The sequence below is a fragment of the Anaerospora sp. genome, from assembly GCF_032013335.1.
In the GTDB taxonomy this organism is placed as follows: Bacteria; Bacillota; Negativicutes; order Sporomusales; family DSM-15969; genus Anaerospora.
The window spans coordinates 96,339-115,439 of record NZ_DALZUO010000006.1 but is presented as its reverse complement, the minus strand read 5'-3'; the positions used below and the strand labels follow the sequence as shown (position 1 = coordinate 115,439).

Annotated in this window: 21 protein-coding genes; 4 read left to right on the top strand and 17 right to left on the bottom strand. The window is 47.5% G+C overall.

The window, feature by feature from the left end:
- Window positions 1-92: 92 nt before the first annotated feature.
- The 9 genes from RTR76_RS07460 to RTR76_RS07420 form a co-directional block, all read right to left on the bottom strand.
- Complete coding sequence (locus RTR76_RS07460; protein WP_312518642.1) at window positions 93-752, bottom strand: ComF family protein; 660 nt, start codon at window positions 750-752, stop codon at window positions 93-95.
- Window positions 746-2,911 carry an ATP-dependent RecD-like DNA helicase gene (locus tag RTR76_RS07455; RefSeq protein WP_312518640.1) on the bottom strand — a complete coding sequence of 722 codons (2,166 nt, stop codon included), beginning with the start codon at window positions 2,909-2,911 and terminating at the stop codon, window positions 746-748. Before RTR76_RS07455 ends, RTR76_RS07460 begins: the two co-directional genes overlap by 7 nt.
- Before the next feature lie 404 nt (window positions 2,912-3,315).
- Complete coding sequence (locus RTR76_RS07450) at window positions 3,316-3,459, bottom strand: YvrJ family protein (RefSeq protein WP_312518637.1); 144 nt, start codon at window positions 3,457-3,459, stop codon at window positions 3,316-3,318.
- A 26-nt stretch (window positions 3,460-3,485) separates the two neighbouring features.
- Window positions 3,486-3,698: a DUF2922 domain-containing protein gene (locus RTR76_RS07445; RefSeq protein WP_312518634.1), complete on the bottom strand. Its 213-nt coding sequence runs from the start codon at window positions 3,696-3,698 to the stop codon at window positions 3,486-3,488.
- A 39-nt stretch (window positions 3,699-3,737) separates the two neighbouring features.
- Window positions 3,738-3,962, bottom strand: a complete 225-nt coding sequence (locus tag RTR76_RS07440) for a DUF1659 domain-containing protein (protein WP_312518632.1) — start codon at window positions 3,960-3,962, stop codon at window positions 3,738-3,740.
- Window positions 3,963-4,151: 189 nt separating this feature from the next.
- Window positions 4,152-6,038, bottom strand: coding sequence for an ABC-F family ATP-binding cassette domain-containing protein (locus tag RTR76_RS07435; RefSeq protein WP_312518629.1), 1,887 nt, complete (start codon window positions 6,036-6,038; stop codon window positions 4,152-4,154).
- 115 nt (window positions 6,039-6,153) lie between these two features.
- Window positions 6,154-6,990: a family 1 encapsulin nanocompartment shell protein gene (locus RTR76_RS07430; protein WP_312518626.1), complete on the bottom strand. Its 837-nt coding sequence runs from the start codon at window positions 6,988-6,990 to the stop codon at window positions 6,154-6,156.
- A gap of 21 nt (window positions 6,991-7,011) precedes the next feature.
- The gene (locus RTR76_RS07425; protein WP_312518623.1) at window positions 7,012-7,353 is read right to left on the bottom strand and encodes a demethoxyubiquinone hydroxylase family protein; all 342 of its coding nucleotides are present in this window, start codon (window positions 7,351-7,353) and stop codon (window positions 7,012-7,014) included.
- A gap of 106 nt (window positions 7,354-7,459) precedes the next feature.
- A complete protein-coding gene (locus RTR76_RS07420; protein WP_312518621.1) occupies window positions 7,460-7,624 on the bottom strand; it encodes a hypothetical protein in 165 nt (54 codons plus the stop codon).
- A 126-nt stretch (window positions 7,625-7,750) separates the two neighbouring features.
- Between RTR76_RS07420 and RTR76_RS07415 the strand changes: the two genes are divergently transcribed.
- Window positions 7,751-8,326, top strand: coding sequence for a hypothetical protein (locus RTR76_RS07415; RefSeq protein WP_312518618.1), 576 nt, complete (start codon window positions 7,751-7,753; stop codon window positions 8,324-8,326).
- 139 nt (window positions 8,327-8,465) lie between these two features.
- Here the strand turns inward: RTR76_RS07415 and RTR76_RS07410 are convergent, their stop codons facing one another.
- The 6 genes from RTR76_RS07410 to RTR76_RS07385 all read right to left on the bottom strand — a co-directional run bounded on the left by RTR76_RS07410 (window position 8,466) and on the right by RTR76_RS07385 (window position 14,310).
- Window positions 8,466-8,930: a hypothetical protein gene (locus RTR76_RS07410; protein ID WP_312518615.1), complete on the bottom strand. Its 465-nt coding sequence runs from the start codon at window positions 8,928-8,930 to the stop codon at window positions 8,466-8,468.
- A gap of 61 nt (window positions 8,931-8,991) precedes the next feature.
- Entirely contained in the window at window positions 8,992-9,666 is a 675-nt protein-coding gene (locus RTR76_RS07405; RefSeq protein ID WP_312518612.1) for a response regulator transcription factor, read from the bottom strand.
- 21 nt (window positions 9,667-9,687) lie between these two features.
- Window positions 9,688-10,977, bottom strand: a complete 1,290-nt coding sequence (locus RTR76_RS07400; protein WP_312518609.1) for a secretin N-terminal domain-containing protein — start codon at window positions 10,975-10,977, stop codon at window positions 9,688-9,690.
- Window positions 10,978-10,981: 4 nt separating this feature from the next.
- Window positions 10,982-11,494 carry a hypothetical protein gene (locus RTR76_RS07395; protein WP_312518606.1) on the bottom strand — a complete coding sequence of 171 codons (513 nt, stop codon included), beginning with the start codon at window positions 11,492-11,494 and terminating at the stop codon, window positions 10,982-10,984.
- A 99-nt stretch (window positions 11,495-11,593) separates the two neighbouring features.
- Window positions 11,594-12,808 (bottom strand): hypothetical protein, encoded by a 1,215-nt coding sequence (locus tag RTR76_RS07390; RefSeq protein WP_312518604.1) that lies wholly within the window; start codon window positions 12,806-12,808, stop codon window positions 11,594-11,596.
- A 50-nt stretch (window positions 12,809-12,858) separates the two neighbouring features.
- Window positions 12,859-14,310, bottom strand: a complete 1,452-nt coding sequence (locus RTR76_RS07385) for a glucose-6-phosphate isomerase (protein WP_312518602.1) — start codon at window positions 14,308-14,310, stop codon at window positions 12,859-12,861.
- 134 nt (window positions 14,311-14,444) lie between these two features.
- Here RTR76_RS07385 and RTR76_RS07380 point away from each other — a divergent pair, with 134 nt between their 5' ends.
- The 3 genes from RTR76_RS07380 (at window position 14,445) to RTR76_RS07370 (ending at window position 16,571) form a co-directional block, all read left to right on the top strand.
- Window positions 14,445-15,197, top strand: coding sequence for a YdcF family protein (locus tag RTR76_RS07380; protein WP_312518598.1), 753 nt, complete (start codon window positions 14,445-14,447; stop codon window positions 15,195-15,197).
- A 108-nt stretch (window positions 15,198-15,305) separates the two neighbouring features.
- Window positions 15,306-15,935 carry a hypothetical protein gene (locus tag RTR76_RS07375; protein ID WP_312518596.1) on the top strand — a complete coding sequence of 210 codons (630 nt, stop codon included), beginning with the start codon at window positions 15,306-15,308 and terminating at the stop codon, window positions 15,933-15,935.
- A gap of 45 nt (window positions 15,936-15,980) precedes the next feature.
- On the top strand, window positions 15,981-16,571 hold the full coding sequence (locus RTR76_RS07370) for a hypothetical protein (protein WP_312518594.1): 591 nt from the start codon (window positions 15,981-15,983) through the stop codon (window positions 16,569-16,571).
- 129 nt (window positions 16,572-16,700) lie between these two features.
- Here RTR76_RS07370 and RTR76_RS07365 read toward each other — a convergent pair whose 3' ends face one another.
- Together RTR76_RS07365 and RTR76_RS07360 are read right to left on the bottom strand one after the other, a co-directional pair.
- Window positions 16,701-17,360: a CatB-related O-acetyltransferase gene (locus RTR76_RS07365; protein ID WP_312518591.1), complete on the bottom strand. Its 660-nt coding sequence runs from the start codon at window positions 17,358-17,360 to the stop codon at window positions 16,701-16,703.
- A gap of 354 nt (window positions 17,361-17,714) precedes the next feature.
- Window positions 17,715-19,085: a phosphomannomutase gene (locus RTR76_RS07360; RefSeq protein WP_312518589.1), complete on the bottom strand. Its 1,371-nt coding sequence runs from the start codon at window positions 19,083-19,085 to the stop codon at window positions 17,715-17,717.
- Between the last annotated feature and the right edge of the window lie 16 nt (window positions 19,086-19,101).

Genomic DNA, 19,101 nt, shown 5'->3' with positions numbered 1-19,101 from the left:
CCGAGTACGCGAGCGAAGACAGTACAGCGGTGGTACGGCTAGCAAGCGCACGGAGGGGCAAACAACGCAGATGGGGCTTTATCAACGGCCTTTTATTGAGCGCCGCTGGCTATTGTCAAGCCTACTACTCTCTTAGCACCGGCCTTTTTTAGTACTTTTGCACACTCGTTCATGGTTGTTCCGGTCGTGAATATATCATCTACTAACAAAATTTGTTTGTCTTGCACGACCTCTGGGCGCGTTACTTGAAACGCGCCTTTTACATTTTTACGCCGTTCCGCTATAGTTAGCTCCCATTGGGGTAAAGTTGCTTTTAGCCTAATTAATGCATCACACCAAAGCAATTGTCTGCTTTCTGCCCAAGGGCGAAAAATTACTTCGGTCTGGTTGTATCCCCGGTCCTTTAAGCGTTCGGGGGACAAGGGAACCGGAACGATCACATTGACCGAACCAAGGCGATGGTAATTCTGATAACGGGAAAGCAACCAGGTTAAATAACAGCCGTACCTTCGTCCCTTGCGGAATTTCATGTCCCTGATTAACTTTTGCACCCCTGCCGTATAGTCACACAAAACGAAGCAAGCATCTAATGCCGTAACGCCATGACTAGCCAATTCCAGCTCCCGTGGAGCCCATACCAGAGTTAGGCAGCTGCTGCACCATTCTCCCTGCTGGTCTACGAAAGTCCGGCAGACAGGGCAGCGGGGAGGAAAAAGCAGATCAAGAAATGCCTCCCACAAGCTCTTTAGCATAAACTCTCCCCTCGCAGGCGTTCGGCCAGCAACGTATAACGCCGTTTTGTACGATCATTGGACAGGGCTGTATTCAATGCCGCTTTTGTACCAACCAGGACAACCCTCTCTTTAGCACGGGTTACTGCCGTATAGAGGAGATTGCGCTGCAACATGACATAGTGACTATCGGTGAGCGGCATCACAACAACCGGATATTCGCTGCCCTGACTTTTATGGACACTCATGGCATAAGCCAAATGAAGCTCGTCTACTTCGTTACTCTCATAAATGATGGAGTTTTCCGGATAGCGCACAAAAACCAGACCATTATCAATAGCAGTGATGATGCCAATATCGCCATTAAAAACCCCTTTGGTGTAGTTATTCTTCATCTGCATCACTTTGTCACCCTGGCGAAAAGTGAACTTGGCAGTAGCGATTTCCGGTTTTTCCGGCTGCGCGGGATTAATCGCCTGCTGCAACAAAATATTTAAATTCTCTACACCACAGTCCTGGCGATGCATGGGAGACAGGACCTGAATATCACCCGTGATGGAATAACCATCAGCCGGTAATTGATTAACACATAAATCAACAATAGCGTTTGCCGCTGAGTGACTGTCACCAAACTCTAAAAACTGGAAATCCTGATTGACGTTGTAATCGGGTTTTAAGCCCCGGTTAATGCGATGAGCATTGTGAACAATGATGCTTTCGCCTGCCTGGCGGAACACTTCGGTCAGGCGCACCACCGGCACAGCCTGAGAACGGATAATATCCTTTAATACCGAGCCAGGACCAACTGCCGGCAGCTGGTCCACATCCCCTACCAGAATGACACGACAGCCATCAGGAACGGCCCGCAAGAGATAGTTGGTCAGATTAATATCCATCATCGAAACTTCGTCGACAATTAATACATCGGCATCAACGGTATTCTCTTCATTACGGGAAAAAACCGGTGCGCCCTCCCGTCCGCCGCCTGCCTCGAGCAGCCGGTGAATCGTAGCAGCTTCCCGCCCGGTTGCCTCACCGAGCCGCTTGGCCGCACGTCCGGTAGGCGCTCCCAGCACAATTTTAAAACCTTCTGCTTCCAGCACGGCTAAGATCCCCCGTACTGTGGTTGTCTTTCCAGTACCCGGCCCCCCCGTCAGAATCAGCACCCCATGGGCAAGCGCTGAAATGAGAGCCTGCCGCTGGGCCTCAGCCAGATTTACCTGAGCCGCCCGTTCCCACTGGTTCACCGCTCCCTGATGATCCAGGCTGGGAACTGTTTTGGCATGATCGCGTATTTCCAATAAGCGTTCGGCTACCTTTTTTTCTGCATAATACAGATAAGCAGGATAGACTAGTTCCAGACCAGCATTCTCGGCTGTCATCAGCTGTCCGGTCGTGATCATCTGCCTGAGTTTCCTGTCTACCTCCAGCGCATCGACAACAAGCAATTTTGCTGCTTCTTCCACTAATACGGTATCGGGCACACAACAATGGCCTGACTGGGCAATCTGCAGCAATGCATACTGGATACCTGCGGCCACTCGCTGAGGGTCATCCCGATCAAGGCCAAGGGACTGCGCAATCTGATCAGCTGTCCGAAAGCCGATCCCGTCCACATCGGAAGCCAGACGATATGGGCTGTCCCGCAAAATATCCAAGGCCATTGCTCCATAAGCAGCAACAATTCTTGCCCCATAAGCACCCGATACGCCGTGCAATTCCAAAAACAACATTACGTCCCTCAGTTCCGTCTGAGAAGCAAAGGCTATTCGTATTGCCTCAGCTTTTTTTGCGCCGATTCCCTCTACATCGGTAAGCCGGTGTGGGGAAAACTCAAGGATCTCCAGCGTTCGTGCACCGAAATGACTGACCAGCTTTGCCGCCAGCGAAGGGCCGATCCCTTTAATAATCCCTGATGCCAGAAATCGCTCAATGCCCTTTTCTGTTGTCACCGCAAGCCGCCGGCAAGTCTCAGCCTTGAACTGCCGTCCAAAACGGGCATGCTCCACCCACTCACCGGTAAGCTCCACTTCCTCACCTAAAAGAGGTGAGGCAATACTTCCCACAATCACAGCTGCACCAACGCTGCTCTGGGGGCGGAGGCGAAAAACGACAAAGGTATTGGTTTCATTTTGAAATATGATATTCTCTACAATGCCACGAATGGTTTCAGTTTCCACAGGCCGCTCCACTTCTGTCAAACATTTGTTTGTATTATTCGCAGTAATTCGTTTGAAATCCTGCTAAAATTTATTTTTCTAGCATGCAGGGATTTTGACATAAATACCGTAGAAGTTACATTAATTGCATTAAAACGCGGAGGTTTACCGGTGAAAGAGGATATGTATACCTACCATTATTATAAACACCGTGCTGTCCATAAAGGTGTCCGGGTTACTGAGTACATCTTTCATTTTGCAGCCGGATGTTTTGTTGTGTTCTTCGCAGCCTTAGCGGTTAAGCTCGTAAAATAACCGCAGAATTGCAATTGCAGTACAGCGCCCTTAACACCACAGGTAATTGAACTAAGATCGTAATAAAACAGCCGGACAGGAGCATAAACTCCTATCCGGCTGTTTTTTTGTTATCCTTTTGTCGCAATTACTTTGGCTAATTCACTGATACTATTTGTTAGCTGCTCCAGCTTTGTTTCCATGCGCAGGAGCAAAAAAAGAGTAATTACCATGGGAAAGCCGTAATTCGCGACATAAGTCAGCAGTTGTTCCATTTGCTGCAGCCTCCTTGACTATAGGTTTACGCCAAAGAGACCGTATCACGACTTAGTATACGGGCATCCGCAATTTGCACATAATCACCATTTTTGCTAGTAAAGATATTGCGGCTGACAATCTCCGTCATAGCCTCATTCACCTGTGCCAGAGTCAGATCCGCCTTAGGATCAACCAAAGACAACGTGCATTCTTTACCGGCCGCATCACGAAATACCATCTGCAAGGTTTTGGCCATTAGCTACGCCTCCTTTCTTACTGAATGTACATGCCGGAATTATTGATTGACGAGATTGCCTTCTTCCATGCGAGCTACATTGATTACAGTATGCTGCTGGAGATTGACCAGCGCCTGGGCAACCGCATAGACATCTGCATCTGCTGCTCCAGGTTTAACGTTCTGAAAAGTCCGCAGCCGGTATGTGGGGTTGCCCGAAGCATTAACACCTGTTTCTACCTTGACTACCAGTTTGCCGTTTTGCGCAAGCTTTGTTACTGCCATATTCTCACCTCCTTTCACTGCTACTGTAGCATGGAGCATTGCACAAGCACAAAGACCAGGGAAAGGCAGGTACAGGAATGAGCCAGGCCAGCTCGCTGCCAAAAGGCACAAGGGCAAACAAAAAGAGGGATGACTCAACACGACTTGAATCCGGTTGAGTCATCCCTCTTGTATTCTAAAGTAGCGCCATTACTCTTCGCTGGTTAATTCCAGCCACTTATCATATTTGCTGCCCAGTTTTTCTTTTGTTGCAGCATATTCTTCCGCTAGCGACCGGCTGGCCTCCAGATCGGCATGACTGGCAGGATCATTCAGTTGACGCTCAGCCACCTTGACCATAATTTCCAGCTCCGTTATCTCCAGCTCCAGCTTCTCAATCAGGCGGGTATTGTCCACCTTGCGCGGCTTCGCCGTTCCTGCGGACATATTTTCCGCAGCTTTTGCAGCGGGCTTTTCTGCTTTAGCAGGGGCCTTAACCGGATTGGCCGCTTTCTTGTCCCGGTAATAGCTGTAGTTGCCAACATAATCGGCCAGGTTTCCCTCCGACAGTTCAATCACCCGGTCTGCTACTTTATCTAGAAAGTACCGGTCATGGGAGACTGTCAGGAACGTACCGGGAAACGCCAGAATAGCTTCTTCGACCGCCTCTTTGGCTGGAATGTCCAAATGGTTGGTCGGCTCGTCCAGAATGAGGAAATTAGCACCTGTCATCATTAGCTTCAGCAAAGCCAGGCGGGCCTTTTCGCCGCCGCTTAAGGCGCCAATCACCTTATAGACATCATCGCCACTGAAGAGAAAAGACCCCAGCAAGGTCCGGGCTCGCTCCTCGCCTAGACCAAAATCAGCCATAATCTCATCCAGCATCCGATTAGCGGAATTCAAGTTCTCATGTTCCTGGGCAAAATAGCCTACCTTGACGCGGCTGCCTAATTTGACCTTACCCGCTTTAGGGGCCAGGTCTCCAGTTAACAGCTTAAGCAAGGTCGTTTTGCCTGCTCCATTCGGGCCGATCAAAGCTACTCCTTCTGCTTTGCGAATAAGCAGCGAGAGATTAGCAAAAACAGTTGTATCCCCATATCCCGCCGTTACCTTCTCCAATTCGGCAACCCGATCGGCACACTCACTGAGAGCGGCAAAGCTGAAGGTGAGTGTATCAGCCTGTACGGGCGCCGCAAGTCGCTCCAGACGACTGAGCTGCGATTGACGCCCCCGGGCTTGTTTGGATTTGATGCCAGCCCGGAAGCGGTCAATGTACGCCTCAGTTTTGGCAATATACTCCTGCTGTTTCTCATACGCTGCCGTATGTGAAGCCACCCGTTCCGCTTTCTGAACAAGATAACGGGTATAGTTGCCCCTATATTCATCGATCCGATGCTGTTCCAGCTCCAATATACCGGTAGCCACCTGGTCAAGGAAATAGCGGTCATGCGAAATAATCAGCACTCCGCCGCTATAATCCTTCAGATATTCTTCCAGCCATTCGACCATGGAAATATCAAGATGATTCGTGGGCTCGTCCAGGAAAAGAAAATCCGGACGCCGGGCCAAAGCCTTCGCCAGACTGATGCGAGTTTTCTGTCCTCCCGAAAAAGCGCTGATCGGCCTGTCCAGGTCACCGCCGGTAAAGCCAAGGCCGCTGGCAACACGGCGAATAATATTCTCGTATTCATAGCCGCCGCCCCGCTCAAATTTTTCGGTTATCCGGCCGTATTGCTTAATTAGCACTTGCTGCCTTTCGTGGTCTTTCTCCTGGGCAATTTCTTTTTCCAGCCTTGCCATGTCACGCTGCCACTGCATGACATCCTGCCAGGCGGCACTCAGTTCATCATACAGCGTCCCCTGCCCCAGCGAAGCATCCTGCTCGACATAACCAATAGTTTCGCCTTCCGGTATTCCTACCCGTCCACTGTCAACGGCCTCCAGCCCCAGCATGCAGCGCATGAGCGTCGACTTGCCCGCTCCATTGGCACCGATCAGGCCAAGCTTGTCTCCCCGGCGAAGCTCAAAGCTGATGCCGGAAAAAACGGTTTCAATTCCAAAGGATTTTGTCAGGTCTGTTGCTCGTAAAATACCCATAATACCTACTCTTTTTACTCCCAAAATTCATACTTAGCGCCATTCCCATTGTAAGCAAAATCAGACTCTGCCTGTGAGCAGAGTCTGATAAAGGCTGCTTAATTGTAAGTCCAGCTTACTCGATTGTACAGATGGCATCTGCCCGGCGAACCAGGAGCGCAACTGTTTCCATTACGCGGAACACATGATTCATATTGGCGGGCCCCATATAAGAAGTAACCATATCCTGGCCAACTGCCAAATTAATATTCTGCGAGCCAGTAGCTACAATTACCGCTTTATTGCCGGTAATGACATTGGAATAATATACACCGCCGCTGACCAGTGCTTTTACCTGATCAAGCTCGAGCATCCCGGTATTGCCAAAAACGCGCACCATCCGGCCATACAGCACCGGGCTGACAACCATGGAGTACGGACCATAATGTCCAGCCTGGCTCAAAGCGCCTACTGCTTTCACCACATCGGCTAAAGCACTGCCTGATTCTTCCCAGTTGCTGATCGCCACAGTCTGACGGCCTTTAACGGTAAACAAGCCATGATGCCCCAGCTCTTCATTGCCGTTAAAGATCAGATTATCTTCCTGAACAGCCACGAAGTTAGCTGCAACTGCAGCTGTGCTGACGTCTAGCGGCAAGCCGAGATGACGGTCTGCTTCCACATCGCGCCACATAATTTTAAAATCTTTATAGAGAATAGGCAAATTAACGGTTGCCCGTTTCGTCGCCTCAACCACATACTCATCCGTTTCGCCCACCATATCAATACCGGCGGGAGATTTACCACTGAAGATGGAATAGGGTATGCTGTATACGCCGGACCCCAGCGGTCCCAAGACTTCAACTACACGGCGGCCGGTAAGCATACGGCTGGCAGTTGATACAACGGCCTCGTCGAGGCGCAGCCATTCAGCATCTGTAAGCGGAGCTGCTTTTCTATCCAAAAAGTCCATACGAAATTCCCTCCCCTTCTCTTACTTTTTACCAAATAAATTGCCAACAGTCATTACCTGAGATTCATCGGAACCTGCGTTGACTCTCTCTGATGGAGCTGCCGTATGATCATTGAGGAATTTCTCCCGTTGAATGGCATCCACCCGTGAGATGAGGTGTGTCAACTCAGCGACATGTTCTTTTTCATCATCCCGGATATGCTCCAACAAATCCCTGATTTCTTCTTCCTCAATGTTGTCAATATGCGCCTGATACTGATTAATGGCCTGAAGCTCGCCCATCAAGTCTTCACGCAGCATAATAAGCAGCTGCCCTAACGGACTGGCCTGCTTAGCACCGGACTCCGGTTTTCCATAAGACATAGAAATTACCTCCTATACAAAGCTATTGCCAAATTGGCATTGATTACCTAAATTTCCTATTTCGCTCTTCCCTGTTCATTTCCTGCCGGGAAGTGCAATTTTCCTGCTAGTAATCTTCGTTGCTTGTCTGGATAACCCGGCACTTGGCTTCATCACAAATCATAGCGCAAAAAGGGCAATGAACAACCTGTTCCCCATGATCACCGAACATCCCGCCGCAGCGGCTGCACTTAAACCCCGTTTCCGTATTATCCGGCTGCCTGTCTTTCATCCTTGCTTCGCCTCCTGTCATTGGTTGGAGTATAAGCAGCTAGCAGACAAATTATACACTTGACTCACCAGCTTGTCCTTTGTTACGATAATCACAAACATACGTTCTGAAAAGGAGGTTCTTTATGTGTACCAGCCCTTGCCCATTGACCAGGAGATTGCCGCTCTTATTCCCTGTTACACAGCAACAGGAGACTCTACCCGCGTACTGACAGCGAGCGGTTTGACACTCACCCTGCCTGTCCGGCCACGAGCGGTATTAAACCGGATCGCTCGCCGCCGTGCCACTGATTTAGCCGCCTTGCGGCACATTACATCCCTGAAGACACAGCGTTCCATTCTGCAGCCACTGCCATTGGCACCACACCTGTTGCTCATTCCCGTTAAAGTCCGTACGCCCCGTGTCACCGGTGATACCTGCACCGGCTATATCAATTATTACACCGTTGTTGGCGCAAAGTCTTGTCAAGACCCTCCGGTACATACGGTGCTGACATTAACCGGCGGCCACACGATCGGTACCTTGTGGACGCCGGTTACAATCAACCGCTATTTGCAATTGGCCCGGTTGACCGCCTATACACATACGCCTCAATACAATACATTACAAGAATCGGATACACGCTATGCGCCGGAGCTATTAGGAATTGCGCAAAGATTAGCCGAAGTCTTCCGGGATATCCTCGCGCTTAAAAATCACTAAACCTTGCCTCTAGCCAGGCCGTTCAGAAAGGTCCAGATGCTAGACGAAGCGAGGACGTGAGCGAAGACAGTACAGCGGCGGTACGGCAAGCGAACGCCCGCAGCGACAACAACGCAGATGGGGCTTTATCAACGGCCTATCATCCTCGAATGCGGATCTCTCGCCCTTCATGACTCAACAACGCGCAAACACTAATCATGAACTCCCTGCTGGTCAGGCGGGTAGTCATGTCAAGAATATGTACGATATTGCCGCGGCAAAGCGGCAGCAATTTACTTACCGACCGGGAAGAATCCTGGAGGCTAACCGTATGTATGACCGGACTGTGTGCTGCCATGCGCTCCAAGATGGCAGGAGTAAGATCACTGGAGCCGCAGTCAACCACAACTGCGTCGCATTCCACTTCGGTCAATTCCAGCTCATAAATAAGATACCGGATAAGCTCTTCAATTTCTTCCTGCTGATCCCGGACGAAAATCAGGAAACTGCACCCCGGCGGCTTAATAAAGTGAGGTTGAAGAAACCACTGCCACACATCACGCAGCAAATTCCATAAGCCGTATAAGGCGAAGGACACCAATACAACACTTAATGTATAAGACAAAACTATCCTACCCCCTTTTTTCGGGATAGGATAGTATATTCGCTGCTCTATAATTGGTGATTTAATCAAGGGAGACAATTTTTTGCTTAATGGCATACAGAACGGCCTGTGTCCGGTCGGTTACATTGATTTTGCGAAAAATATTCGTCAGGTGATTTTTGACGGTTTTTTCACTTAAAAACAGCCGCTGTGCCATTTCCTGATTACTGAGGCCTTTGGCTACGAGCTGCAGCACTTCCACTTCCCGGTACGTAAGCCGCTCTTCCTTACGGCGCCTGAGCATATCCACCGATTCATGACGGCGTTCCGCCTCCCGGCGATTCACCTCGCTAAACAGTTTTCTTGCCAGCGTAGGATAAATGAAAGACTCACCTTCAGCAATTGCTCGAATCGCCTTAATCAGCATGCTCGGTTCCACATCTTTCAGCAGATAGCCGACCGCGCCGGCCTTTATGACTTCAAAAACATAATTTTCATCATCATGTATGGTTAACACAACACACTTAACATCCGGTTGAGCAACACTCAGCTTCTTCGTTACTTCCAAGCCATTGCCGCGAGGCATATTAATATCCAAGAGGATAATATCAGGAACCAGTTCGGCTGCTTTGCGCACCGCTTCTTCTCCGTCTGCCGCTTCGCCGATTACTTCCAGGTCTGCTTCAAGACTAAGTACGTTTTTGATCCCCTGCCTCAGCAGTGCATGATCGTCAGCTATCAATATGCGAATCGACATGATGCGTTCCTCTCCTTACCACTATTTAACTATTTGAGCCGTTAAAAAAATGACTACTTCTGTTTCATTCTTAGCTGTATGAGTGCTTTGAAATAACTTTCCCAAAATGGGAAAGTCACTTAAAAAAGGTACCTTGTTTTTGCCGCCTGACTCTTCACTGCCAATCAGGCCGCCAATAACCATTGTTTCTCCATCCTTCATGCGTACCTCTGTCCCCGCTTCCCGTGTAGTAACCCGGTAAGCCTTCATCTCCGGCACAAGTGTGGGAGTACTCACCTCAGTATGAACAATGGCTGTAATTTGTCCGTCGGCATTAATTCGGGGAGTATAATTGAGTTTAATACCTGCATCAATATATTCAATGGTCGATGTTGTTTTACCATTCTCGGTTTTTTCCATAAGCACCGGAATACGGTCACCGATCAGTATTTTCGCTTCCTTCCCGTTGATGGCGACAATCTTAGGTCTTGCCAGGATTTTAGCATTGCCGCTTGAAATAAGGGCACTGATCTTAGCCTGATAGTAAAATTCATAAGGCCAGCCATTCGGTCCTCGTCCAAACTGAATAACGCCGTAATCTCCGGGACGGGTAACCTTCCATTCCCGGTGCTGAACGTCAATATAGGCCGGTTTGCCATCATCGCCATATATCGTGTTGCCATTCTTATCAGTCAACACTTTTTGTTCCGTCCAGTTATCGCGTTCATAAGCAGCTGTTTGCGGAGCTGCCTGCCAGTTCCAGTCAACGCCCAAATCTTGGCTTGCCGCTTTGCTGATCGCCATCACCTGGGCCTCTAAGCTGACCTGTTGGAAGGGTATGTCCAATTCCTTCAGAGTTGTGCGAATTTGAGTATTCTCGTCTGGAGAGGCAAAAAAAATCAACGAGTTTGTTGCTGTATCCACTTTCAAGCGGTTATCCGGAATAATGAGAGATAAAGATTTTTTCACATCTTCAGCAGCAGCGTAATTCAGCCGGATAATCTGAACTGTACCAAAGGATTTCGTCATCTTATCGGCAGCAGCCACCACAATGACCTCTCCGACACGCTGATATGTAAGTCCTTTCGTCTTGGTGACTAAGGCAAGCGCTGTTTCAAAGGGAACCTGCCGGAGCTGAATGGTGATCTTGCCGGTTACCGAATCGTCGGCAACAATACTGACTTGACCGACACTAGCCAGCGCAGTTAAGACATCCCGTACCTGGGCATCGGTCACCGTCATATTCACCAGCAAGGCCGCTGCATGAACCTGCGACCAAGTGCTGAAAAAACAAAGCAGCAGAGAAAATATCACCCTCATGACGCTATTCATTGTCTCACCTACCCACTGTCAATAGTAGAGAGCCTTCAGGGCCAACCACAGTGACTGAATCGCCGGTAATTGCCACAATCCGGTAGCTGCCAGCATATTCACCTAGCTGATAGGAACGGCTTTCATCACCAAAACGGATAATTGCAGCCCATTTACCGTCGGCACCGATTATTCCAGTCAGTGCAGGCTTAGCAACAGCTGTACGCTTTGCTGACGGCTTACTACGGGCAGCTGTAGGCAAGGCTGCTTCAACAGCAGCAGGCTCTTGGATAGGGGCAAACTGTTTTGGCACAGCAAAAGGATCCCTCAGCACCTTCCCCGGTTCAAAGCCAATCGGCATCCTGCCTTGAACAGGTGTATTCCTGGCTGGCGGGATTTCGGCGATAGCTGCCGGAGCATGGACAGTCTCCGGTTGATCATCGTAATAGATGAAGACCAGCAAGACAAGACAGCAAACCATCATTGCTGCAATAAGCTGTTTGCGTGTTATTCTGCTGAAATACAACAGTATTTCCATAGCTGCACTTCCGGTTGTAGAAATAACCTACTATCACTTCTACATAACAACACGAAATCCTGTCAATACTTGACAGGATTCGCGCACAATATTTTCAGTTTATTCTTTCAAACGATAAAAACGATAGGTAACAGACTGACTTAACTGGGCAGGCCCCTGACGATCTTTCTCCCACTGCTTAATCGCACTCCAGCTGCCCACATTAGTATGAGGGCTGACCAGCGCTTCTGACTGCAGATACCACGGAGTCTCTTCCACTACCATCACTAACTCAGCTTTATTCTCTTCTCCCCAGGAGCTTATAATATGTTCGTAGTAATTGCGAACCTGACCATTCTGCCAATAAGTACGCAGGCGCTCAGCTTTCACTTCACCCACTAAGATACCATTTATCGGTGCTTTCTTCGCAATGCGGGCCCCGATCTTGCCGGAAGCCAGAGGAATCTGCATCGCAAACCCTTCCGGGCTGCGGTCATAATCAAACGCCACCTTACCCATGGCGCGAGTGACATAGTTCTGCGGGAAGGTAACCATTAGCCCCGTATAGGCTGTTTGGTTCTTGAGTTTTTCGTACAGTACCCCTACCTGGTATTTGCCTACTTTTGTACCCAGGAAGGTATTAAACCCGGTAGTTTTACGTCCCAGAGGCTCAGGACGCAAAGCCAGCCCACCTACATGAGTCTCAAAATGGACGGCACCGAAATCCTGCTGGTAATATACATAGTTTTCGATCATCTGCGCGCCGCCATCGCGGTCAAAATCCCAGTTTATCCCAGTTGCATGGAGTCCCAAGCCGGTTTTGTGCTTATAATCAAGCGTAAGCAGCTCGCCACTGTAACCCGTCCTGGCGCCGCCTTTTAAGTCAGAAATGCCTGGTACCTGATCAAAAACAGCGATAGAATCAGGATAAGGGAAATGCAAGTACCGGACATTACCAATACGTAAACTAGCACTTACCGTACCGTTTTGGCTCTCGCGAAAACCGAAGCCTTCCACATAGCCTTCATCAAGGATCGGAGAAAAACCCTTTAGCGTATCCTGTTCGCGATTAGTGCGAATAATGCTGTGCAGCCGTAATCCTGGACCTAAGTCTACTTCTGAACGCAGTTGAAAGTTGCGGGCCTTAAATTCATCGGACCATACAAACAGTCCCACGCTAGCTTCCCAATTTCCTCTACCCGCCCCGATAGTGGGAAAAAGCCAGCCCGATTTTTGTTCAAAATTATGCTCAGCTAAGGCTGTCGAGCCGCTAATCAGTAATGCAGCAATAGTTGATGCTAAAATTCGTAATTTCATGATACCATTTCGCTCCATATCTTAGTACCTCATCAGATCTAATCCAGTGAGTACTGACGATCTGGGTACTATTTCTTATTTTTCAGCCTTTGCAGGCTGGGTCCTAGTATACGCTTGTATGTTTCTACTCCCGGCTGATCAAAAGCATCCACGTTGGCCAGTTCGCCTTCATAGGCCACCGATAACGCAAGCAGATACAACAGTTCGCCAAGATGATAGGCGTTCAGCTTTGGCAGAGTAAATGTTGCATTAAAGCGGTAATCACTCGCTAAGGCCTGGGCATTAGCTTGCCGCGCGGCCTCCATCCCCTGACTTAAGCTAAGTCCGGCCATGTCCGCTAATTTGGCCGTCTCGGGAAACAAATTCGGTATAACCGGATCCGTGTCCCACTCTGCAATGCGGACAAACTGGACGATTTTATTTCGCTTGCCATCCTGGTGCTGCTGGGTCTGCGCATGCATATCAGTGGTGCCTACGGCCGCAACGGGAGTCCGTCCATAAAAAACCTCTTGGCCATCCCGATTCACCCGCTTGCCAAGGGATTCGGCCAACAGCTGAATATACCACTCTGACACCGACTTAAGATAGTCACCGTAGGGCATAAATATCTCTATGTCCCTGCCATACTTTTCGGCCCCCATATATTTCAGTGCAGCATTTAAGAATGCCGGGTTCTGCCAAATATTATCCGTCTGGCAATCTTTATCCATACTTTTAGCACCTGCCAAAAAAGCATCCATATTAAAGCCAATGCAGGCTGCTGTAACCAGCCCTACCTCTGAGAAAACACTAAATCGTCCGCCTACTCCGTCAGCCACACTGAACATTGGCCAGCCTTGCTCTCTAGCAAGCTTATGGAGAAGTGTCTCATTTGCTCCTTCAGCTGGATCGGTGACTGCAACAACGGATACCTCAATGGCAGGCATTTGTTTTAGCCGCTCATAGGCAACCATAAAGGTAGCCATCGTTTCCAAAGTAGAACCGGATTTAGAAATAACGACGAGCGTTACCCGGTACGGCTCCCCCTGCTTTACCGCTGCTTCATTGATCACATGACCGATCAATTCCTCAGTGCGGCGGGGATCGAGATTATTACCGCTAAAATACAGTTTAGGGTAACCCTTACGCTCTTCTATTGATTTGAAGTTATAAAAATCACCACAATGAATATCAAATAAGACCTTGTTGCCCAGAAAAGAACCACCGATACCAAAGGATATGACTGTGTCCACCTTGTAGCGCAGTGACTCGCCAAACTCTTTTAAGCGGTCAAGCACGTGAGGCGAATTAATATGGCCCTCTTGGATATAGGGCAGCTGCGTAAACAAGACCTTTTCGGATTGACCATCTTTGGAAAGGTGACCCTTTACAATGCCGGTTGACCGCATATGCACGATAGCCTGGTGAGCCTTAGTCAACTGTCCAGCAGCAACAGAAATGTCCTCAGCAGTCACTTTACTATCACCATACAAATTGGTGTAATCGAAGGTAAAGCCGGAAGAAAGTGTTAGGACTGACATAGATGCACGCTCCTATCATTCTCTACTTAGATTAGTACCCTACTTCACTTTCTACAGTATTTGCCTTATAAGCTGGAAAACCCTTCCTCACTGTAGTAAAATTCAATCAAGACATTTTAGAAACAGGTGATCGTATGCTCTATGTGCTGAAAGTGATCTATAGTACATTTTTCGTTCCGCCGGGAATATTCCTTGTGCTACTGCTCGCCCTTGTCATCCGTCTCTATCGCCGCCAAAGGCAGAGCGCTTCGTTACTGCTCGGCTTCACAATATTCTTTTACCTGTGTACCATTCCAGCTGTTGCCGATTCCGTCATACGTTCTCTAGAGGCGCGCTATACTCCTCCCGCAGCCTTCAGCGGCGATGTGATCGTCCTTTTAGGCGGCGGAGCAACCATGGATACGCCCAACATCGACGGCCATGGGCACCTAAGCGGCTATGCAGCCAACCGTTTACTGACTGCTGCCCAGCTCTATCATAAATATAAGCTTCCCATCCTCACCACAGGTGGCAAAGTGCTGGAGACGACCGGTACGGAAGCAGAAATATCCCGAACTATTCTACTGGGCCTTGGCGTTCCTGATGACAAAATCATCGTTGAAAATCAAAGTCTTAATACAACACAAAATGCAGAATACAGCAAAAAGCTGCTTGATTCTCAGGAATTTAGCCAGCCTGTATTGGTCACCTCGGCCTTTCATATGCCCCGTGCAGTGCTGCAGTTTCAAAAGACCGGCATCAAGGTACTCCCCTGGCCGACCGACTATCAGGCTAACGTTCATAGTCTGATATCATGGTTTGATTTTATTCCGTCCAGCGGCGCTCTTACTAATATTGCCCTGTCAACCAAAGAATATCTCGGCCTTGCCGCTATCAGGTGGTATTAACTTAAAATGTATTCCGACTGTGCTTGTCGGATAAAGTAGTTAGTGATAGAATTAGATATTGTGATTCTCAGATTATTTTCAGGATTTTCAAATGAAAGGAGTTGCAACGTGTCTTTACTTAACTATCCATTATTGGCGGTTATCGCTTTTTCCTATTACGCTGACTCATACTTGCCACTCACTTGGGGCTGGGAAAACGGTCCGTTAGAATGGTCACAAGTAGTAATCCTTACCGCTGGCCTCCTCTTAACTAGCTGCTGGTGGCAGGAAGCAATAACGTCCAGACGTTTTCACCATGCCCGCTTCTTTGCCTGGGCAACACCGCTTTGGCTGCTCATGATCGGGCGTGAGCTTAGTTGGGGACGGGTATTTTACCAGGCCGGACTTGATCCTGTCGAGGGACCTTATTTTATTTCTGTAGCCCAACTTCCCTATGGAAAGTTTGTTTATCCAATACTTGCTATTATTATCCTTTCCTGGTTGTTTGCTGTTATTAAGTACAAGCTCTACGCAATACCTTATGAATTGTTTCGCCAGGGACGTTTTCCAACCAGTGAATTTATTCTTGTAGTTTTGTCCTTCGTCACCGCTTATATTGCTGAACAACATCTTCATAAAGAAATTATGGAAGAACTTGTTGAATGTGTTGCTTATCTTTCCCTAGTGCTTACAGCCTATCGCGTAAAAGCTGCCCTAGAGCAGCGTAATACCATTATATTGCCCAATCGCTTTCTTTAAAGCCGACTATCCAGTCAAATTATTATATTAAAAGGAGGTCCCGACTTGCCCATTAAATGGATTTTATTAGCAGGCGTATTGGCCTCGTATTTTATCAGCCCTTATCTTCCAATATCCTGGGGCTGGGAAAATAGCTTATTAGAATGGCTTCAGGTTGTCATATTGTCGGCAGGCTTAGTTTTGAACTGCAAATGGTGGCAAGATGCCAAAGCTATTGGTAACGCATCAGCTTCTCTCTTGTTATTCAGCGCATTACCGCTCTGGCTGCTCATGATCGGCAGAGAACTAAGCTGGGGCCGCGTGTTTTATCCCAGTGGATTTGATCCTGTAGAAGGGCCAATTTTCCTCTCGCTAGCCCAGCTTCCTTATGGCGCAATTGTTAACCCACTACTGGCAATTATCATACTCGTTTGGTTATTTGCCGTTATCAAATACGGCGTATATAAGATTCCTTACCAACTTTTGAAAGAACAGCGATTTCCGGCAAGTGAACTGGTAATTGCCGTTCTGGCCTTGGTGATTGCCGGGATAGGTGAAAAGCAACTTCATCTACCTGTCATGGAGGAGTTTGACGAGTGTATTGCATATCTGGGATTGATTCTGACAGCTTATCGTGTTAAAAACGCTTTAAAGTAGAAAAATACCAGTTTTGTAAATAAATTGCCACGGAGCAGTTTCGCTCCGTGGCAATTTTTTATATTACAATTGTCTAAACAGAATTAGGATTTATAAGTTACTCCATAGCCAAAGCCTTTAGAGGTTACATTATAAATGCCGGAAATACCTGTTGCTGCTACATTTTTCAAGTTTTTCTAAGCATTCAAGGACATTACTATGCGGTAATTCCTGTAATTCCAAAATATTTTTATTCCACCATTTTAATTCTAGTAACCTCTGAATTGTTTGTTCATCAAATCGATATCTAAGAACCCTTGCGGGTACTCCAACAACAATTGCATAAGGAGGAATATCTTTTGTGACTACTGCTCCCGAACCTATAATTGCTCCATCTCCAACTGTAATACCGGCTTTAATATACGAATTTGCTCCTATCCACACATCATTTCCTATGAAGGTTGTTCGAATATTATCTTTCATATACTGAATATCATGCTCATATTGAAAAGGACTTGTAGATAGCCATTTTTGGGGATGAGTAAGGCCACCTATGACCACATTAGCAGCAATAGAGCAATAACGCCCAATTTGAGTATCAGAATATATTCTTCCCCCCAGCATATATGAATACTTACCCATTCGTACGTTATGCTCAACAGTAACATTTTCTAAATTGACAGGTGATTCTGCATAAAAATCATCTGCTACATGCGCTACATTTCGAATTTGTATCCCCTTCAATTTATACCTGTGTTGTCTTAGTAGATTTTTTACAATATCTTTAGCTAAACGCCCTATCCCAAACAATTAGTTTACCTCTCATTTTATTTAAATTTCATTTAGTTCTTCTCACGTTCTATATAAATTTTAAAAACCCTCTCAATGTCGAAAAAAGATTTAATATGTCGTAAAACTATATATTTTGCTGCCATAGGCTTCAAACGAGGTAAAACTCCCATTAACCATTATCATGCCCATTAGAACTTTAGTAGTTGCTATACTTATGCGCTGCTTCACACTCCTAGTAGGCGCATACACATAATTGAGTTCCAGAATGACTGCCGGTTGAGCTGAATGAGCTTAAGCCCACGGGGTGCCGATTTAGTTAATGCTTTCTACCTAACAGTTAAAATAAAAAATCCGAGCTCAAGGCCCGGATTTTTATTTCCCAATTACATCAATGAAAGCAAGTAATTCTTCTGTTTTAGCTTGCATAAGCGCTGCATCAGATCTTGACTCTACATTTAACCTGATAACCGGTTCCGTGTTAGAGGTACGAAGATTAAAGCGCCAGTTATCATATTCCACTCCTAATCCATCAGTTCGATCAACCCTGGATGAGGGAGTTACAAAATGCGCTTCGACCTGTTGAAGAACCAGCTTTGCATCGGCTACAGTACGATTTATTTCACCACTACACGGAAATTTAGCCATGCGCTCGTCCAAGAGTACCGATAAAGACTTACCTGTTGCACACATAACAGCTGTCACTAACAGCCAGGGAATCATGCCGCTATCACAATAAGCAAAGTCCTTGAAGTAATGATGAGCAGACATCTCGCCACCATAGATAGCATCCTCTTTACGCATGCGTTCTTTAATAAAAGCGTGTCCCGTCTTGCTTTGAACGGCAATGCCGCCAAACTGTTCAACAAGCTCAACCGTATTCCAGGTCAAACGGGGATCATAGATAATCTTGGCTCCTGGTTGCCTAGTTAAAAAAGCCTGTGCAAGCAGGCCCACAACATAATAACCTTCAACAAAGCTTCCTTTTTCATCGAACAAAAAGCACCTGTCAAAATCTCCATCCCATGCAATTCCCAGATCAGCGCCGGTTTCACGGACAACCGCCGCCGTTGATTCCCGATTCTCAGGCAGCAGCGGATTAGGTATACCGTGAGGAAAAGTTCCATCCGGTTCAGTATATACTTTTATCAGCTCAAAGGGCAGATATTTTTCCAGTGCCTCAATAACTGGACCAGCGCAACCGTTACCGGCATTAACAACAATCTTTATCGGCTTCAATTGTGAAACATCTACGTAGCCTAGCAAATGCTGAATATATTCATCCAAAATATTGACGGGAATGATACTGCCCTTTTGCTCAGGCGACTGCTGCAAAAAATTACCGGTGACCGCCATTTCCTCAATATCCCTCAAGCCCGTATCACCGCTAATCGGTTTTGATCCTGCTTTCACAAGCTTTAGACCATTGTAGTCCATCGGATTGTGGCTGGCAGTAACCATGATCCCACCATCTATTTTCAGGTGGAAAGTAGCAAAATAGACTTGCTCCGTACCGCAGAGACCAATATCTACAACATCGCAGCCTGCATCCGTTATTCCACGAATTAACGCTGCGGCTAAAGAGGCGCTGGACAACCGAACATCACGGCCAATAACAACTTTCTTTGCCCTTAGTTGCTCCACATAGGCCCGCCCAATGCGGTAGACCAACTCCTCATTTAGCTCATCAGGCACCTTGCCGCGAATATCATAGGCTTTAAAGGCTGTTCGTTTAAATTTAGCCATCGTATCTCTCCTCCCC

Coding starts and splice junctions, on each gene's coding strand:
- RTR76_RS07420 (WP_312518621.1), bottom strand. CDS start 7,624: ATGAAAGACAGGCAGCCGGATAATACGGAAACGGGGTTTAAGTGCAGC.
- RTR76_RS07460 (WP_312518642.1), bottom strand. CDS start 752: ATGCTAAAGAGCTTGTGGGAGGCATTTCTTGATCTGCTTTTTCCTCCC.
- RTR76_RS07430 (WP_312518626.1), bottom strand. CDS start 6,990: ATGGACTTTTTGGATAGAAAAGCAGCTCCGCTTACAGATGCTGAATGG.
- RTR76_RS07360 (WP_312518589.1), bottom strand. CDS start 19,085: ATGGCTAAATTTAAACGAACAGCCTTTAAAGCCTATGATATTCGCGGC.
- RTR76_RS07385 (WP_312518602.1), bottom strand. CDS start 14,310: ATGTCAGTCCTAACACTTTCTTCCGGCTTTACCTTCGATTACACCAAT.
- RTR76_RS07400 (WP_312518609.1), bottom strand. CDS start 10,977: ATGAATAGCGTCATGAGGGTGATATTTTCTCTGCTGCTTTGTTTTTTC.
- RTR76_RS07445 (WP_312518634.1), bottom strand. CDS start 3,698: ATGGCCAAAACCTTGCAGATGGTATTTCGTGATGCGGCCGGTAAAGAA.
- RTR76_RS07395 (WP_312518606.1), bottom strand. CDS start 11,494: ATGGAAATACTGTTGTATTTCAGCAGAATAACACGCAAACAGCTTATT.
- RTR76_RS07405 (WP_312518612.1), bottom strand. CDS start 9,666: ATGTCGATTCGCATATTGATAGCTGACGATCATGCACTGCTGAGGCAG.
- RTR76_RS07380 (WP_312518598.1), top strand. CDS start 14,445: ATGCTCTATGTGCTGAAAGTGATCTATAGTACATTTTTCGTTCCGCCG.
- RTR76_RS07440 (WP_312518632.1), bottom strand. CDS start 3,962: ATGGCAGTAACAAAGCTTGCGCAAAACGGCAAACTGGTAGTCAAGGTA.
- RTR76_RS07450 (WP_312518637.1), bottom strand. CDS start 3,459: ATGGAACAACTGCTGACTTATGTCGCGAATTACGGCTTTCCCATGGTA.
- RTR76_RS07425 (WP_312518623.1), bottom strand. CDS start 7,353: ATGTCTTATGGAAAACCGGAGTCCGGTGCTAAGCAGGCCAGTCCGTTA.
- RTR76_RS07390 (WP_312518604.1), bottom strand. CDS start 12,808: ATGGAGCGAAATGGTATCATGAAATTACGAATTTTAGCATCAACTATT.
- RTR76_RS07435 (WP_312518629.1), bottom strand. CDS start 6,038: ATGGGTATTTTACGAGCAACAGACCTGACAAAATCCTTTGGAATTGAA.